The organism is Gluconacetobacter liquefaciens (assembly GCF_003350405.1).
Classification (GTDB): Bacteria; Pseudomonadota; Alphaproteobacteria; order Acetobacterales; family Acetobacteraceae; genus Gluconacetobacter; species Gluconacetobacter liquefaciens.
Genome location: NZ_QQAW01000018.1, coordinates 28,485 through 45,199, shown reverse-complemented (window position 1 = coordinate 45,199; position 16,715 = coordinate 28,485). Strand labels below are relative to the sequence as shown.

Here is a 16,715-nt window from a genome sequence, read left to right as displayed (position 1 = left end):
GCCAAGGAAACTAGCAGGTCCGAACCGCCAGGTCAAGAACCTCAGCCCCGGCGGTGAAGAGCGATCTACACCCCACCCAAACCACCGTCAACAGCCGACTTTCGCCAGAAGCTACAAAAAATTCGTCCCCGTCCGTTAGAACCCGCCGCAAGGCGCAGAAAACAGGGATTTTTCCCGATTAAAAAAATTGACGTCAATGACTCAGAACTCCGGGACTTCCCATCCATGCGTCGTCCCAGGTCGCCTTGATGCCCGACTCACATCCGAGAAAAGCCGCGTGTCAAAGCATCAGCTCCGCCGTCACCTCCCCCAATCCGTCGATGATCGATCATGGAAACGCGCACCTCGGCCGCCGCAAGGGCCGCCACCCCAATACGGCACGAAGCAAAGACACCGGCTCTGAGGTCGCGAAACATCACGTCACCAATCAATCCGAATCAGGACTATCCCCAAAATCGCGGAATCGACTCCAACCGATCGCAGCAACACCTGTTGGAAGACTGCCTAACGCGCAAGAGCACCCGTTTGCCGCTTGCTGGACCCAATGCCCACGGACGGCAATCACCCCCTCGCCTCATGACGTGATCACTCAATTCGCCGCATCGCGATCATTGATCCGGGCAAACATGCCGTAGGGACCACTTGAAAACCTGCCGTCTCGCACGACGGCAACGTCCCTGTGCGCCCCCAGGCCCCGGCGCAGGCACGGCTTTAATGACCCGACACGCCGAAGCTCAGGAGACGTATGCCGCTCCCAGCGGAACGGCTTTGTAGACTCTCTCTCAGCCCGCTGGGGCTGTAAGCGCCTTGCTCTCCACCTTGTCGCCGACAACAAGACCAAGCTTCTCGGTCACGCCGCCCTGCAATTCCAGCGTCGCGCGTGCCGGCCCATGACTGCTGATCCGCGCCAGACTCTGCGGCACGGCGTTCTCGGCAATCGCCGAGATCCGCCCATCCTCGCCAATAAAGACGATATCCAACGACACCAGTGTATTTTCCATCCACATGTCGCTCTGCTGCGGATAGGGCCAGACGAACAGCATACCGCGATCGGCGGGCACCACCGTACGGAACATCTCGCCAACCCGCTGCTGGCGCGGGGTCGTAGCCAGTTCGACAGAGAAGACGTGCTTCGTCCCGTTCGCGCCCGTGATCGTCAGGTTCTCACGCGGCAGTTCCGCCTGCGCTTTCGTCGGCGCATCATCCCCGACCTGGGCATGCGCGGTCCCGATCAGTTGCCCTCCACCCAGCGCCACAACCAAGCCGCACGCCGCGGCGCACATGCGCAAATCCCACATCATCCATTGCTCTCTTCTGTTTGTCGGCGACATCACCGCAGGAACGGGTTGCTGCGCCGTTCGGCACCGATCGTGGTCATATCGCCATGGCCGGGCAGTATCGTCACAGCATCGCCCAGCGGCAGCAGACGGTCCGTGATGGCCTGAATGAGCTGCGGACCATTGCCATAAGGAAAATCGGTGCGTCCGACCGAACCGCGAAACAGGGTATCCCCCACGAAGGCAAAACCAGCCTTGGGGTCATGGAACACCACATGGCCAGGCGTATGGCCGGGAACATGCAGCACCGCGAGCGACCGCCCCAATACCGGCAGACTTTCGCCATCGGTCACATAGCGATCCACCGTCACATTGCCCATGCCGGTCAGCCCGTATCGAGCCGCCTGTGCCGCGATATCGGACAGCAGGAACGCATCCCGCTCATCCGGCCCGATGATCGGCACCGTTCCACCCTGAAGCCGGACCAGTTCATTGCGCAGCGCATCCGCCCCACCCGCATGGTCCAGATGACCATGCGTCAGCAGGATGCAATCCACCGTCAGATCACGCGCCGCGAGGGCATGCAGCAGAACCGGAACATCCCCACCCGGATCGACCACCACCGCATGGCGCGTGGCAGGGTCCCACAGGATCGAACAATTCTGCCCGAAGGCCGTGACCGGCACGACAGCCAGTTCCAGCCCGGCCAGATCAGGAGTGGAAGACAACGACATAATGGCGACTCCTAGCCTTACGCGCGGCGGGGGCCAGGGCCGCTCTCCAACCCCTGCCCCGAGCCAGACGCCGGAGGTTTCCGTTGTGTACGAGCCGACGGCCGACGGAGCAAGACCGCCCTGCGGCACGGCTGCTGGCCTGTCTATATTCACGCTGATAGAGTGACGCGCATGATGTCGCAGTCCCTCCTTCATGACCCGCTGGACCTGGCCATCGCCTGGGCCGAGAACGGACAGTCGGCAGCACTGGCCACCGTCATCGCCGCATGGGGCAGTTCCCCCCGACCGTCCGGCAGCATGATGGCAGTCAACAGCGACGGACGCATAGAAGGATCGGTCAGCGGCGGCTGCGTCGAGGCCTCCGTCTTCGATGCGGCCATGACCGCGATGCAGGATGGCCGCCCCAATCTGCTGTCTTATGGCGTGACATCGGAACAGGCATGGTCGGTCGGTCTGGCCTGCGGCGGTGAACTGGACGTACTGGTGGAAGCAGTCGGTCCAGGCGGCACCCTGCCCATGCCCCTATTGCGCGCGGCGGTCGATCTACGACACCAGCGGAAACCCGCATTACTGGCGACACGCCTCTCCGACATGCGCCATGCGCTGGTCACCCGCACAACCACGGGCGAGTTGACCAGCACCGTCGGCGGATCGATCGATCCGCACCTGCTCCCGGCGCTGGAGCAGGCATTTCGCGATGGCCGCAGCCGCCGCGTCACCGGCGCGGCCGACGAATCCTGGTTCCTGCATCTGTTGACGGCGCCCTACCGGCTGCTGATCGTCGGCGCGGTCCATATCGCCCAGATCCTGGCACCACTGGCGACGACGATGGGCTTCGCGGTGACCGTCATCGATCCCCGCACTCAACTCGCCACCCCCGAACGCTTCCCAGGCATCACACTGGTCACCGAGTGGCCGGACGAGGCCCTGGAGTCTCTTGCCATCGACACTCACACCGCGATCGTCACCCTGACCCACGACGCCAAGCTCGACGATCCGACCCTGCGCACGGCCCTGGAGAGCCCCGCCTTCTATATAGGTGCGCTCGGGTCGCGCAAAACGCAGACCTCACGACTGAAGCGGCTGACGGAAGACGGGATCGCCCCCGAGCGGACAGCCCGCATCCACGGCCCGGTCGGACTGGCGATCGGCGCGATCGGCGCCCCCGAGATCGCCCTGTCGATCCTGGCCGAGATCGTGGCCGTGCGCCGCGACGCAGCGCTGGGCCGCCAGCCCGGCTGGACATGACCGCAGCCCCCGTCATCGCTCTGGTCCTGGCCGCCGGCCGATCGTCACGGTCGGCCCCACACCACAAACTCCTGACCGTCGATGCCACCGGCACGCCGATGATCGCCCGCACGCTCCACGCCATATGCGCTAGCACGGTCGACCGGGTCGTCGTCGTGCTGGGTCACCGCGCGGCAGATCTGCGGAACGCGATCACCGCCCACGCGCCCTATGCCCGCCCCCTGAGCACGATCATCGCCCCCGACCATGCAACAGGTCTGTCCGCCAGCCTGCGCGCGGGACTGCAAGCGATCGCGGAGCCCCCGCCCGAAGCCGTGCTGATCTGCCTGGGTGACATGCCGACCCTCCGCCCGGAGTTGATCAACCGGTTGATCGCCCGCCATCGGCACGACAACCCGCCCGTGACGATTCCCTGTCACGACGGACGGCAAGGTCACCCCGTCCTGTGGGACCGGACGATGATCCCGCGGCTGATGACCCTGGAGGGCGACCGGGGCGCCGGCGCGCTGATCCGCGCACTCGGCGCACAGACAGCCATCGTGCCGGCCGACGAGACGATCCATGAGGATTTCGACACCCCCGCCCGGCTCGAACGGTTCGCCGCATCGAGACCACCGCAGGGCGGTTGACTGGCCCCGACCCGGTATCGGAGAAGGGCATGCGCGGCCCCGGTGGCCGCCAACATGAAGGACTGGCCCCAATGAGCAAGATCATCCGCACGGAACCGAACGCGATCCTGTCCAAGGTCGTGGAATATCACGGCTTCCTGTTCACCCAGGGTTTCGTCGCGCGCGACCTGAAGGGCGACGTCTCCGCCCAGACCCGCGATATTCTGGAGCAGATCGACGAAGCGCTGGAACTGCACGGCACCGACAAGACCCGCCTGCTCCAGGCTCAGATCTGGCTGAAGGACATCGCCGACCGCGACGCCCTGAACGTCCTGTGGTCCGCCTGGCTGCCGAAGGACGGCGCTCCGGCCCGCGCCTGCGTCCAGGCCACGATGGCCAGCCCGGACGTCCTGGTCGAGATCATGCTGATCTGCACCAAGTAAGCCTTTCGATTCACCCGGAAACGGGGCCCGCCGGCCACACCGGATGTCGCTTTTATGCAACGGGTCCCGATTCCGATTCTCCATCCGAGGCTCCGGCCCCTCCGTTCCCCAAATCCCCACAATGTCCATTTTCCATTGAATAACCGTGGTCTGCATTTTTCGATGAGGAATATATTCCTATTTTCTGAATTCAGGCAGCCCGTTTTCTGAAAATGTCATCAATGCCGCATGAGAAATGCGGCGCCGTCTTGTCAGGGTTGCAGCGTCATTGCTACCCCTGTTGGGCAACGACAGTGCGTGTGAGGTCTTGTAGGATGCGGGCAGGTGGTTTGGGACGTGCGTTCCTCTTTTCTGTAGCAGCGGCGTCCCTGGGCCTCGTCTTCTCTGCCAACGCAGATGCCCGCCGATCGGTTCATCATGCCACGCATGCCGTGCACGCGGTACATGCCGTGCAGCACGGCCACCATGTGGCGTTCCGTCGTGGCAGGCACCACGAAACCGGTCATGTCATCCAGTGCGTGGCTTTCGCCAAGTCGGCGTCCGATGTCATGCTTCACGGAAACGCGGCCAACTGGTGGTACAACGCTGCTGGCGTCTATGCCCGTGGCGCGGCCCCGGAATCCGGCAGCATCCTGAATTTCCGTGCCAACCGACGCATGCCGCTGGGCCATGTCGCGGTCGTCCGCCAGGTTGTCGACAGCCGCACCATCGTGATCGACCAGTCGCACTGGGCGCAGCGCGGCATCAGCCGCAACGTGTCGGTGATCGACGTTTCGCCCAACAATGACTGGACAGCGGTTCGCGTCGCCCTGGCCCATAACGGGGCCTACGGCAGCATCTATCCCACCTACGGCTTCATCTATTCCCGCCCGGACAGCAGCGGCCGCATCATGACGGCCAGCAGCGAGCGTGCGGTGCCGCAGACCATCAACAGCGTCCCGAGCGACCTGCGTCATCCGATGCGGACGACCGAAGTGGCTGAAGCTCCCGAGAGCCTGCCCCGCGTCACCTACGGCCACGCCTTCCGCGAAGACGCCCCGAACCGCTCCATTCGCTAAGCCCTGCGGCAGCCAAAAGCCTTCTTCAAACACTCCCTGAGCCAACGCACACACAAAAATCCTGCCTGGAAATGTGGGCTGGTGAGCGAGAGCGCCGCATAGCGGCGCGCCCGTCGTGTGTTTCCGAGCATCGGAGCGGAGCGGCCTCAATGGCCGTGAGCACCGACGCGCAGGAAACACGCGCCGGATCGCCACCAGCGCGCATTTCCAGGCAGGATTTTCAGGGGCGTCCGGCGCGGTGGTAGGGATGTCCCGAGGCGATCGCCCGCGCCCGATAAAGCTGTTCGGCCAATAGTCCGCGCACCAGCATATGCGGCCACGTCATAGGCCCGAGCGAAAGCGTATCGTCAGCCCGCGCCAGAACCGGCCCGTCCAGCCCTTCCGCCCCCCCCGATCAGAAAGCAGACCGGCCGCGACAGGCCCAGCCACCGCTCGACATGCCGGGCGAAATCCAGGCTGGCATGCGCCCGCCCGCCCTCGTCCATCGCAATGACGAATGCCCGATCGGGCAGTGCGGACAGCAGGGCCTGTCCTTCGCGCCGCTTGATTTCCGCGGCAGCCCCCCTGCCTTCCGCAACCTCGACCATCTCCAGCTTCGGCGTCAGCCGTTCGGCGTAACGCTGGAACAGGTCGCGATCCACACGGTCCTTCATGCGCCCGACAGCGATCAGTCGCATCATCGGACCGCGTCCTACTCGGCGTCCGGTGCTCCGCCGGGCGGCACGTCGAGATCGGCCCCCCACATGCGCTCCAGGCCGTACTGGGCCCGCGCCTCGGTCTTGAACAGATGCACGACGATGTCGCCGGCATCGATCAGCACCCAGTCGGAACCGTTCGCCCCCTCGATCAGCACCCGCTTCAGCCCCGCCTCACCCAGCTTGCGCTCAAGATGCGCCGCCATGGCGGAAATCTGCCGATCGGCGATACCGGTAGCAATCACCATCCGGTCGGCGAACGACGCACGCCCCGTCAGGTCCAGCACCACGATATCCTCGCCCTTGTCGTCGGCCAGGCTCTCGGTGATGACCGAGAGATATTTTTCCAGCTTGCTGATTTCCGCCGGTTCACGGTTCACCGCCTTGCCGGGGCCGGCAACGGCCGCCTTCTTGCGCGGCGTACCCGGCGCCCGCGCGGCACCCGGCACTGCGGCCAGTCCGGCCGTTGTCTTTCTGCCGGTCGTGCCGGCTGTCTTCTTGGGTGCCGTGCGACGAGTGGTACCCGTATCGGCCGGAGGCTTCCTGGCGATGACTCTTACTCCTGATGCTTTCTGTGCGGGATCACCTTGAGGCGCCAACGCACGCTCCAACGCGGTGGCACGCAATTCCGTTGCTGATATACCGATCTGCGGGGCAGGAAGAAAGGCCCAGGCGCACGGCGCGCAATCGGCCAGGATCGGCGCCTCCCGCGCCGGCCGCCGCCAACGGCCGAGCGCCAGCGCCGCCTGTCCCCGAAGCGCCGCCGGATTATAGGGCGGCCGGGGCAACACCGCGAACGGCACCATCGAGACGATGCGCCGCCACCGCCGCCAACGCGGCAGGTCCGCCAGCCCGTCCGCCCCCATCAGCCAGACGAATTCCACATTGGGAAACCTCAGCCGCAGCAACGCCAGCGTATCGACCGTATAGCGCGTGCCAAGATACCGCTCGATATCGGTCGCGATGATGCGCCGCCCATCGACCTTCGCCGCTACCCCGGCCAGCCGCTCCGCGAGCGGCGCCATCCCCTCGGCGGGTTTCAGCGGATTCCCAGGCGAGACCATCAGCCAGACCTGATCCAGCCGCAACAGCCGCAACGCCCGCTGCGCCAGTTGCAGATGCCCGACATGAACCGGATTGAACGATCCCCCGAGAAGACCGACCCGAATCCGCCGCCCGTCTCCCCAAACCGGAAGCGATGTCACAATCAGGGACGCTGCTGGCCTGTCCCCACCACTTCGTAGCGGAAGGTCGTCAACTGCTCCAACCCGACCGGACCACGCGCATGGAAGCGCCCGGTCGCAATGCCGATTTCCGCACCGAAGCCAAATTCCCCGCCGTCACAGAACTGGGTCGAGGCGTTCCACATCACCACCGCGCTATCTGTGCCGTTCAGGAAACGCGCCGCAACCTCGGCATCCTCGGTCACGATCGCCTCGGTATGCGCGCTGCCAAACCGCGCGATGTGCGCCAGCGCGTCATCCACGCCATCGACCACCGCGATCGACAGAATCGCATCCAGCCATTCGGTGGCGAAATCAGCCTCACTGGCCGCCGGCAGATCCGGCAGAATCGCCCGCGCCCGCGCATCCGCCCGGAAGCTGCACCCCTTCGCCGCCAGATCGGCGACAATCCCCGGCAACAGCGCCGACGCCACCGAGGCATCGATCAGCAGCGTCTCGGTCGCCCCGCAGATCCCCGTGCGGCGCATCTTGGCATTGACCACCAACCCCCGCGCCATCGCCGGATCGGCGGCTTCGTGGACATAGGTGTGACACAGCCCTTCGGCATGTGCGAGCACCGGCACCCGCGCTTCGCGCTGCACGCGCTCGACCAGCGATTTGCCACCACGGGGAATGATCAGATCAATCAGCCCCGCCGCCCCCAGCATATCCGCCACATGGCGCCGATCGGCATCCGGCGCGATCTGCACCGCGGCCTCCGGCAGGCCGGCAGCCTGCAAGCCCGCCGCCATCGCCCCATGAATCGCCCGCGCACTATGCAGGCTTTCCGACCCACCGCGCAGGATCACCGCGTTGCCCGACTTGATGCACAAGCCCGCCGCATCGGCCCCCACATTGGGGCGGCTTTCATAAATCATGCCGATCACGCCAACCGGCGTCGCCACCCGGCTGATCCGCAACCCGTTGGGCCGGGTCCACTCCGCCAGCACCCGCCCGACCGGATCGGGCAGCTTCGCCACATCCTCCAGCCCCGCCGCCATCGCCTCGACCCGCGCCGGGGTCAGGGTCAGCCGGTCGCGAAACGCCGCACTCGCGGTCGAGGCTTCAAGATCAAGCGCATTCGCCGCCAGAATCTCGTCCTGCCGCTCACGCAGGGCGGCGGCGGCATGGTTCAGGGCCGCATTCCGGGTTTCGGTAGAACTCCGCGCCAGAATCCGGGCCGCCTCACGCGCCCGCGCACCCAGCGTCGGCATGGCCGGGGCCCACTCTTCCATGACGGACGTAACAGCGTTCATGACCGGCCTCCCTGCCTCGATAACGGATCATTTTCGAACCGTCCGCCCGGCGAGGGCAAGGGGAGAAAAAGCCGGGCGATCATTTCCCGTTCTTTTTTGAAAAAAAAGAACCAAAAAACTTTGATCCGTTCAGCAGCCTTGTGCTTGCGCCAGACGACGCGCCTGAACAGATCAAAAGTCTTTTTGCTTCTTTTTCTTCAGAAAAAGAAGAACCCCTTACACATTGAAGCGGAACAGCAGCACATCCCCGTCCTGCACCACATAATCCCGCCCTTCGATCCGCAGCTTGCCGGCTTCCTTGGCACCAGCCTCGCCCTGGTAACGAACGTAATCCTCATAGGCGACCGTCTCGCAGGCGATGAACCCCCGCTCGAAATCGTTATGGATCACGGCCGCGGCCTGCGGTGCGCGCGTGCCGGCCGTAATCGTCCAGGCGCGGGTCTCTTTCGGGCCAACCGTGAAATAGGTCCGCAGCCCCAGCAGCCCGTAGCCAGCCGCAATCACCCGATCCAGGCCGCTATCGGCCAGGCCCAGCCCGTCAAGGAACTCCTTGCGGTCCTCGGCTCCCAACTGGCTGACTTCCGCCTCGATCGCCGCCGAAACGACAACGACGGCCGCACCTTCAGCCTCCGCACGCGCCTGCACCTTCTTCGAGAAGTCATTGCCGGTGGCGGCAGACGCCTCCTCGACATTGCAGACATACAGCACGGGCTTGCTGGTCATCAGTTGCAGGCGACGCACCGCCTCTTCCTGCCCGGCGGGAATTGCCGTACGCGCCGGCTGTCCCTCGCGCAGGGCCGCGATCAGCGGCTCCATCAGCGCGACCTGGGCCGCGGCCTCGCGGTCATTGCCCTTCGCCTTCTTCTGAAGGGCGACGATCCGCTTTTCCAGCGAGTCCAAATCGGCCAGCATCAGCTCGGTCTCGATGATCTCGGCATCACGGATCGGATCGACCCCGCCTTCGACATGCGTGATGTCGTCATCCTCGAAACAGCGCAGCACGTGGATGATCGCATCCACCTCACGGATATTGGCCAGGAACTGGTTGCCCAGCCCCTCCCCGCGCGAGGCCCCGCGCACCAGGCCGGCGATATCGACGAATTCCAGGCTGGTCGGCAGGATCTTCTGCGACTTGCCGATCTCCGCCAGCTTTTCCAGCCGTGGGTCAGGCACCGCCACCCGGCCCACATTGGGCTCGATGGTGCAGAACGGGTAGTTCGCAGCCTGGGCCGAAGCCGTCTCGGTCAGGGCGTTGAACAGGGTCGACTTGCCGACATTCGGCAGGCCCACGATACCGCAATTGAACCCCATCAGCCCTTCTCCCCGGCCAGCATCGCCATTTTGGTCATGAACAGTTCGGGCTTCCCGTCCGCAAGGACCGGCGCCGTGTCGGACAGGCCGTCGAGCATCGGCTCCAGCCAGTCCTGATCGCTTTTCGAAAAATCACCCAGAACATGGCCCGTCACACGCTCGCGCACACCAGGGTGCCCAATGCCGAGACGTACACGCCAATAGTCCTGGCTTCCCAGCATCCTGTCCATCGAGCGCAGGCCGTTATGCCCCGCCGCGCCGCCCCCGCGCTTCACCCGCACCCGACCGGGCGCCAGATCCAGCTCGTCATGAAAGGCAGTGATGGAGTCGACTGGTATCTTGTAGAAGGCCGCCGCCTGCTGAACGCTCTCGCCTGAAAGGTTCATGTAAGTCATGGGCTTGAGCAGCAGCACCTTGTGCGTGCCCACCCGCCCTTCGGCCACCTCGCCGCGAAAGCGTTTCCGCCATGGCGTAAAGCCATGGCGGAGCGCGATGCGGTCGACGGCCATGAAACCGACATTGTGCCGATGCCGGCTCATTCCCGGCTCAGGATTACCGAGCCCGGTCCAGAGCAGCATCGCCTATTTCCCTGTCGTCTGGCCGTCAGGTCCGTTCTTACTTCTTCGCCGGAGCCTTCGCCGCCGGGGCAGCAGCGGCTTCCGCCGGAGCCGTGTCGTCGACGGTCGGCGCCGCGACGGTGGCGATCACGAAGTTCGGGATCTGCAGAACGGGGGTCACGTTCTCCGTGCCCTTCAGATCGTCCCAACGCACGTTGTCATGGATGTCGAGCTGCGACAGGTCCACGGTGAACGCATCGGGGATGTTCGCCGGATCGACGCTGACGTCCACGCTGTGGCGGACGATGTTCAGCACGCCACCGCGCTTGATGCCGGGCGACTTCTCTTCACCGGTGAAGATGATGCGCACTTCGACATGCACGCGCTCGCCGGCGGCCAGACGCTGGAAGTCGACATGCACCGGCTGGTCGGTCACCGGGTGCAGCTGCACTTCGCGCATCAGGGCGGTGGTCGACGCACCATCGACATTAATGTCGTACACGCGCGAACGCCAGCCGCCCTTGTGCATCTCACGCAGCACCAGACGGGGGTCGAGGGCGATCAGCGTCGGTTCCTGCTTCGCACCATAGACAACGGCCGGCACCTGACCGGCACGCCTCGTCGCGCGCGCTGCCCCCTTACCAGCCTTCGCGCGCGAAGAAGCCTCAAGTTTCGTAAATTGGGTCACGTTCTGCTCCTGAAAACCTGTTCACGCAGGCCTCCAGGGGTGCCCGCGCGTGGGGGCGTTTAACGGAAAAGCCCGACCGAAGCAAATATTTCGGCGCCAGGCGGCCGCGATCAGCCCATCACATCCAGGCTCCACGCCGCAGCAGCCGCAGCCGGCGGCCGAACCCACAGCGGCGTGGCATTGGGCAGGCGCACATTGGCCGGCAGCCCCATCGCCGATCGCAGGGCACGGAACATCGCGCCATGGCAGACGATCAGCACCGTCCCCTCGCCATCCAGCGCGCGATTGACCGCCGCCACGGCCCGGGCCCGCAATTCAGCGAAGGGCTCGGCCCCGTTCGGCGTGTAATCGCCGGCAATCCAGCTATCGTACCAATGGCCCATCGGCTGGCCTTCCTGATCGCCGAAACAGACCTCCTGCAACCCGTCATCCACCGCAACCGACAACGGGTGCCCACCCGGCGCGGCCATCGCCTGCGCCACGATCTGCGCCGTACGCAGGGCGCGGACCAGCGGTGACGCCACGATCCGCGCGATCGGCGCATAAGCGGCCTCGTCCCGGGCCAGCAGCGCGCCCGCCGCCTCCGCCTGGGCGATGCCCCGCGCATTCAGGGGAATGTCCGACCGCCCCTGCGACCGCCCCTCGGCGTTCCAGTCCGTCTCGCCATGACGCAGATACCAGTAAGGCCGGGCGATCAGCTTGGTCATATCCGGAAGCTCCTGTCGGTTCATCCACCCCCGATAGGTCGTCCCCGTCTCCCCGGTCAATCCGGGGGACCTACCCCTCAACCGCTCAATCGAACAGCGAGGAGACCGAGCTTTCGTCCGACACCGCCCGCATGGCGCGCGACAGCAGGTTGGCGGTGCTGATCTGGCGAATGTTCTCCGCCTTCGCCACGGCCTCGGTCGCGGCGATGCTGTCGGTCAGCGTCAGCATGCGAATCGGCGACTGTGCGATGCGCGACACGGCACTACCGGTCAGCACACCGTGGGTCACATAGGCCTCGACCGCCACCGCACCCTCGTTCATCAGGGCCACGGCGGCGTTGCACAGCGACCCCCCGCTATCGACGATATCGTCGACCAGGATGCAGTAGCGACCGCGCACATCGCCGATCACGTTCATCACTTCGGACACGCCCGCCCGCTCGCGCCGCTTGTCGATGATGGCCAGATCGACATTCAGCCGCTGCGCCAGCTGCCGCGCCCGTACCACGCCACCGACATCGGGCGAGACGATCATCAGGTTCTCGAAGCCACCGGGAATATCCAGAGCGGGCGCCTCATACGGCAGCGAGCCAGGCTCGATCCGCCCCTTGATATCGCGCGTAAACAGCGGCGCAGCGTAAAGATTGTCCACCGGAATATCGAAGAACCCCTGAATCTGCATCGCGTGCAGATCCATCGTCAGGATACGGTTCGCCCCGGCCTCGACCAGCAGGTTGGCCACCAGCTTGGCGCTGATCGGCGTGCGGGGGCCGGATTTGCGGTCCTGCCGCGCGTAGCCGAAATACGGCATCACCGCCGTCACCCGACGCGCCGACCCGCGACGCAGCGCGTCGAGCATGATCAGCAGTTCCATCAGGTTGTCATTGGTCGGCGAGCAGGTGCTCTGGATGACGAACACATCCTCACCGCGCACGTTCTCATGGATCTCGACGAAGACTTCCATGTCCGCGAAACGCCGGACCGACACATTGCACAGCGGCATCCGCAATTCCGCCGCCACCTTCTCGGCCAAGGGCAAATTGCTGTTACAGGCGACGATCTTCATCTGGCAACGCTCCCGGAAGGCGCACTCATGGCTGGCGCGCGGGTTCTAGCAACCGCGCCCCGTCCTGTCATCCGTCTCGCGTATCGATCGTGCATGCCGGCCATGCCGCAGACGCGGGATCAGCCCGACCGTTGCCCCTTCGCCACAGAAGGCGCACCCGCCTGCGTCCCGGCAGGCGGCGGCAACGGCGTGTTGTCCCGCCCCGAATAGCGCGAGATCACCTGCCGCACCCCCCCCGCCGCCTCCTGCGCGGCAGCCAGCGCGACCTCGCCCCAATGCCCGTCCAGCGAATGGGCGTCGATATCATGAAGCTGCGTGGCCGCCCCCGATTCCTTGCCCTGCGCATCGACCACCCGCCAGACCAGTTGCAGATGCTGCTGCGGATGGCCCGACCCGCCGGGAATGACCTCACTGACCGTCACCACGCACGAGACGGTAAAATCGGCATCGCGCGGATTGTCCTGCACCGCATCCTCGGCATCCCGCAGCGAGCCCACGAACGCCTGGGCCAGCGCCACATTTCCGTCCCCCGGCGCCCCTTTCACCCCGGAGAAATAGACCCGCGCCGCACGATGCTTCAGGCTGTGCGGGTCCAGCGCCATCTGGTCGGCCTGAATCCCCGTCAGCGCCCCCGCGATCGCCAGCGCAAGCTGATGCGCGGACCCACGCAGCGCATCCACGTCGCCGGCAGCCCAGGCGGCAGCGGGCACCCCCACCCCCTCACCCGCGTTCCGCACCACGCCGGCCGGCGTCATGATGCTGTAGGTCGGCACCACCATCCCGCCCCGCGTCTCCGCGCCCAGCCGCAACCACCAGTCGCCGGGGCGCACGGGCTGGGCCATCGCCGGCACCGTCTGTTCCAGCAGGGCAGCGGCCATGTCGCGGCTCCACTCCCGCGCCGCCGCATCGGTCAGCAACGCCGCCGCCGGCAGCGGAATCGCCAGCCGCGCGGGCGGTGCATTCCGGGCCAGCGACCGCCCGACCTGCCCCGGATCGCGAAACGGATGGGGCACGTCCAGACACCCGGACAGGAGCAGCAGACTGGCCGCACCAGCCAGACCAGCGAGACGACGGACAGGAAGCACGCAAATCATGCCAGACCTGTAGCACCAGCCGGCGCGATGACCGAAATCTGGTGCCCGATCGGCCCGCCCCCCGCCAGCGTCCGGCGCCGATGGCTGAAGAACCGTGCCTCGTCGGCCAGCGTATCCACCCCCAGCGCCACCGCCTCGCCGATGCCCGCCGCACGCAGGCGCGCCACGCAATAACCCGCCAGATCGAACTGGAAATGCTCCCCCCGCCGACCGGCATGAAAGAACGATTCCGCTCCGGGATCGGCCGCCAGCGCCTGCGCGCGCATGTCGGCCCCCACTTCGTAACTGTCCAGCCCGATACAGGGGCCGACCACCGCCCGCACATGCGCAGCCGCCCCCCCCAGCGCCGCCATGGCCGCCAGCGTCGCCTCCAGCACGCCACCCACGGCCCCGCGCCAGCCGGCATGCGCCGCCCCCACCACCCGACCGTCCGCCGAGGCAAACAGCACCGGCCCGCAATCGGCGGTAATCACGCCCAGCGCCAGCCCAGGCCGATCGGTCACCATCGCATCGGCCGCCGCCCCCTGCCCGACGGGCCAGGGCGCCGTCACCGTCACCACCCCATCGCCATGCACCTGCGTCACGCCCAGCAGATGCGCCGGCGCCACGCCGACGGCCTGCGCCACCCGCCGCCGGTTTTCCGCCAGCGCCACCGGGTCGTCACCCGAACGGGTCGAGCAGTTCAGGCTGGCATAAGGCCCCTGCGACATCCCGCCCTGCCGGGTAAAGAACCCATGCGGCACACCATCCAGCAGCCCATGCCGCAGGATCGCAGCAGACGGAATCGTCCCGGCCTCCTGCACGATATCCTCATGGCTCATGGCGTCCTCCCTCCTCACCGTGCGTCCCCGCCAGCGGCGCGACGGCAAAACCCGGCGGCACCGGCAATCCCGGCGACGTCACCGCCAGAGCCTTGAACAGCCGCCCCATCCGGTCCGGCGCCGCCAATCGCTGGGCGGCATCCTGAATAGCGTGGGCTTCGACCGGCGGCCGGTTGCGCGCCAGTTGCCCAGCCCGCGCAAAAAGACCCAGTTCCGCCAGCAGCGCCCCCTGCGTCACGCTGCCATGACAGGCCGCCCCCACCGCCGCGCGGGCAAAGGCCGCAAAATCGACATGCGCCGTCAGGTCGGCCTGTCCCGGATCGGCCAGCGGCCAGGCCGGCTGGCCATCGCGCAGCGCCTGCAACGTGTCCCCCCACAGCGCGCCGTCATACCCGTAATCGATGAACAAAGCCGTACCGGCCGACCGGACGAACCGTGCCGCCACCTCCCGCGCCACGCCCAGCGCGTCGGGGCAACATTCCAGGATCTCGCCCTCGGGCACCGGCCGGTCGAACGGCCCTTCCGGCAGGTCCACCGCCGGCAGCGTCACGAACCCCACTCCCTCCACGAACCGCTCGTCCCAACCCGTCTCGGTCCGCACGAACTGCCGGATCGGCAAGGCATCGAGAAATTCATTGGCCAGCAGGATCATCGGCCCTTCGGGCAGCGCCGCGATCGTCTCATGCCACGCCACCGGATGCGCCGTCCGCCCCGCCAGCGCCGCACGCTGCACGTCGCGCAGACGGGGCGAGGTCTCGACCAGATGCACGCGCGCCGCGCCATGGCAATCGGGCGCCACCCGCGCCAGCAATCGTGTCATGTCGGCCATCAGCGTACCGCGCCCCGGCCCGGCCTCGGCAAGGATGAACGGATCGGGCCGTCCCATCCCCTGCCAGGTCACCGCCACCCACGCCCCGAGAATCTCGCCGAACATCTGCGAAATCTCGGGCGCGGTGATGAAGTCCGCAAACGGGTCCCGCCCGGCATAATAGGCCGCATTGGCCCGCGCCATGAACCGGTCCAGCCGTTCCGGCGCGGCACCGCTCACGGATGCTCGCCTTCCACGGCCTCGGCCGGCATCAGGACGGGGCAAGGCGGCTTCAGCATCGCCTGCGCCATCAGCCCCGCACCGGCAATCGCCATCGGAATGCATAGAAGCTGCCCCATCGTGGTCCCGAACGGCAGGAACCCGATAAAGGCGTCAGGCTCGCGGAAAAACTCGCAGAAACTGCGCGCCAGCGCATAGCCGAACAGGAACAGCCCGGCCAGAAAGCCCGGCCGCTCGCGAATCCGCTCGCTGCGCGCCACCAGCCACATGACGGTGAACAGCACCGCACCTTCCAGCAACGCCTCATAAAGTTCCGAAGGGTGGCGCGGCTCCGGCCCTGCCTGCGGAAAGATCATCGCCCACGGCAGATCGGCCGGCGCGGCCCGGCCCCACAATTCGCCGTTGATGAAGTTCGCAACCCGGCCCAACCCCAGCCCCATCGGCACCACGATGGTCACCCGGTCGGAAAAGGCCAGAAAACTGAGCCCATTGCGCCGGGCGAACAGCGCCAGCGCCGCCACCACCCCCAGCGCCCCGCCGTGGAACGACATCCCGCCATGCCACACCTGCAACGCGGCCAGCGGATGCGCCAGATAGACCTGCGGCTGATAGAACAGGATGTAGCCCAGCCGCCCCCCCAGCACGACGCCCAGCGTGGCCCAGGTCAGGAAATCATCCACCTGCTCCGGCGTACCGGCACGCGGCGTCAGCGTGACCAGATGGCGCACCAGCCGCCAGCCCACCAGCAGCGCGGTGATATAGGCCATGGCGTACCAGCGGATGGCCAGCGGCCCCACATGCACCATGACCGGATCGAATTGCGGAAAGATCAGTACAGGCAGCATGCGGCGTCCTTCGACGTCGAGGGGGGCAGGAACCGG

Annotated in this window: 17 protein-coding genes and 2 pseudogenes; 4 read left to right on the top strand and 15 right to left on the bottom strand. The window is 66.3% G+C overall.

Annotated features, from left to right (window positions below):
• Positions 1–782: 782 nt before the first annotated feature.
• Both C7453_RS18070 and C7453_RS18065 read right to left on the bottom strand, forming a co-directional pair.
• Positions 783–1,298: a DUF192 domain-containing protein gene (locus tag C7453_RS18070; protein ID WP_114729587.1), complete on the bottom strand. Its 516-nt coding sequence runs from the start codon at positions 1,296–1,298 to the stop codon at positions 783–785.
• A gap of 32 nt (positions 1,299–1,330) precedes the next feature.
• Positions 1,331–2,011, bottom strand: coding sequence for an MBL fold metallo-hydrolase (locus C7453_RS18065; protein WP_114729580.1), 681 nt, complete (start codon positions 2,009–2,011; stop codon positions 1,331–1,333).
• 171 nt (positions 2,012–2,182) lie between these two features.
• On the opposite strand from C7453_RS18065, the gene C7453_RS18060 reads away from it, so the two are divergent.
• The 4 genes from C7453_RS18060 to C7453_RS18045 all read left to right on the top strand — a co-directional run bounded on the left by C7453_RS18060 (position 2,183) and on the right by C7453_RS18045 (position 5,368).
• Positions 2,183–3,259, top strand: a complete 1,077-nt coding sequence (locus tag C7453_RS18060) for an XdhC family protein (protein WP_245949151.1) — start codon at positions 2,183–2,185, stop codon at positions 3,257–3,259.
• On the top strand, positions 3,256–3,888 hold the full coding sequence (locus C7453_RS18055) for a nucleotidyltransferase family protein (RefSeq protein WP_114729579.1): 633 nt from the start codon (positions 3,256–3,258) through the stop codon (positions 3,886–3,888). Before C7453_RS18060 ends, C7453_RS18055 begins: the two co-directional genes overlap by 4 nt.
• A gap of 71 nt (positions 3,889–3,959) precedes the next feature.
• Positions 3,960–4,310, top strand: coding sequence for a RidA family protein (locus C7453_RS18050; RefSeq protein WP_114729578.1), 351 nt, complete (start codon positions 3,960–3,962; stop codon positions 4,308–4,310).
• Between the two features lie 314 nt (positions 4,311–4,624).
• A complete protein-coding gene (locus C7453_RS18045; protein WP_114729577.1) occupies positions 4,625–5,368 on the top strand; it encodes a CHAP domain-containing protein in 744 nt (247 codons plus the stop codon).
• Between the two features lie 220 nt (positions 5,369–5,588).
• Here C7453_RS18045 and C7453_RS18040 read toward each other — a convergent pair.
• The 13 genes and pseudogenes from C7453_RS18040 to lgt form a co-directional block, all read right to left on the bottom strand.
• A pseudogene (locus tag C7453_RS18040) lies at positions 5,589–6,045 on the bottom strand (23S rRNA (pseudouridine(1915)-N(3))-methyltransferase RlmH).
• Between the two features lie 14 nt (positions 6,046–6,059).
• Complete coding sequence (rsfS, locus tag C7453_RS18035; RefSeq protein ID WP_220791300.1) at positions 6,060–6,521, bottom strand: ribosome silencing factor; 462 nt, start codon at positions 6,519–6,521, stop codon at positions 6,060–6,062.
• Between the two features lie 156 nt (positions 6,522–6,677).
• Positions 6,678–7,232, bottom strand: a pseudogene (locus C7453_RS18030) (nicotinate-nucleotide adenylyltransferase); the annotation flags it as partial.
• A 38-nt stretch (positions 7,233–7,270) separates the two neighbouring features.
• Entirely contained in the window at positions 7,271–8,521 is a 1,251-nt protein-coding gene (locus tag C7453_RS18025) for a glutamate-5-semialdehyde dehydrogenase (protein ID WP_245949152.1), read from the bottom strand.
• 237 nt (positions 8,522–8,758) lie between these two features.
• Complete coding sequence (ychF, locus tag C7453_RS18020; RefSeq protein ID WP_114729575.1) at positions 8,759–9,853, bottom strand: redox-regulated ATPase YchF; 1,095 nt, start codon at positions 9,851–9,853, stop codon at positions 8,759–8,761.
• Positions 9,853–10,431, bottom strand: a complete 579-nt coding sequence (pth, locus tag C7453_RS18015; protein WP_114729574.1) for an aminoacyl-tRNA hydrolase — start codon at positions 10,429–10,431, stop codon at positions 9,853–9,855. Before pth ends, ychF begins: the two co-directional genes overlap by 1 nt.
• Before the next feature lie 37 nt (positions 10,432–10,468).
• Entirely contained in the window at positions 10,469–11,098 is a 630-nt protein-coding gene (locus C7453_RS18010; RefSeq protein WP_114729573.1) for a 50S ribosomal protein L25/general stress protein Ctc, read from the bottom strand.
• A gap of 110 nt (positions 11,099–11,208) precedes the next feature.
• Positions 11,209–11,805: a histidine phosphatase family protein gene (locus tag C7453_RS18005; protein ID WP_114729572.1), complete on the bottom strand. Its 597-nt coding sequence runs from the start codon at positions 11,803–11,805 to the stop codon at positions 11,209–11,211.
• A gap of 85 nt (positions 11,806–11,890) precedes the next feature.
• Positions 11,891–12,871, bottom strand: a complete 981-nt coding sequence (locus tag C7453_RS18000) for a ribose-phosphate pyrophosphokinase (protein WP_114729571.1) — start codon at positions 12,869–12,871, stop codon at positions 11,891–11,893.
• 119 nt (positions 12,872–12,990) lie between these two features.
• Positions 12,991–13,965: a hypothetical protein gene (locus tag C7453_RS17995; protein ID WP_114729570.1), complete on the bottom strand. Its 975-nt coding sequence runs from the start codon at positions 13,963–13,965 to the stop codon at positions 12,991–12,993.
• Positions 13,962–14,786 (bottom strand): peptidoglycan editing factor PgeF, encoded by an 825-nt coding sequence (gene pgeF / locus C7453_RS17990; protein ID WP_114729569.1) that lies wholly within the window; start codon positions 14,784–14,786, stop codon positions 13,962–13,964. The genes C7453_RS17995 and pgeF overlap by 4 nt, the downstream gene beginning before the upstream one ends.
• Positions 14,776–15,798, bottom strand: a complete 1,023-nt coding sequence (locus C7453_RS17985) for a class I SAM-dependent methyltransferase (RefSeq protein ID WP_220791301.1) — start codon at positions 15,796–15,798, stop codon at positions 14,776–14,778. Before C7453_RS17985 ends, pgeF begins: the two co-directional genes overlap by 11 nt.
• A gap of 32 nt (positions 15,799–15,830) precedes the next feature.
• Positions 15,831–16,679 carry a prolipoprotein diacylglyceryl transferase gene (lgt, locus tag C7453_RS17980; RefSeq protein WP_114729567.1) on the bottom strand — a complete coding sequence of 283 codons (849 nt, stop codon included), beginning with the start codon at positions 16,677–16,679 and terminating at the stop codon, positions 15,831–15,833.
• Positions 16,680–16,715: the final 36 nt, after the last annotated feature.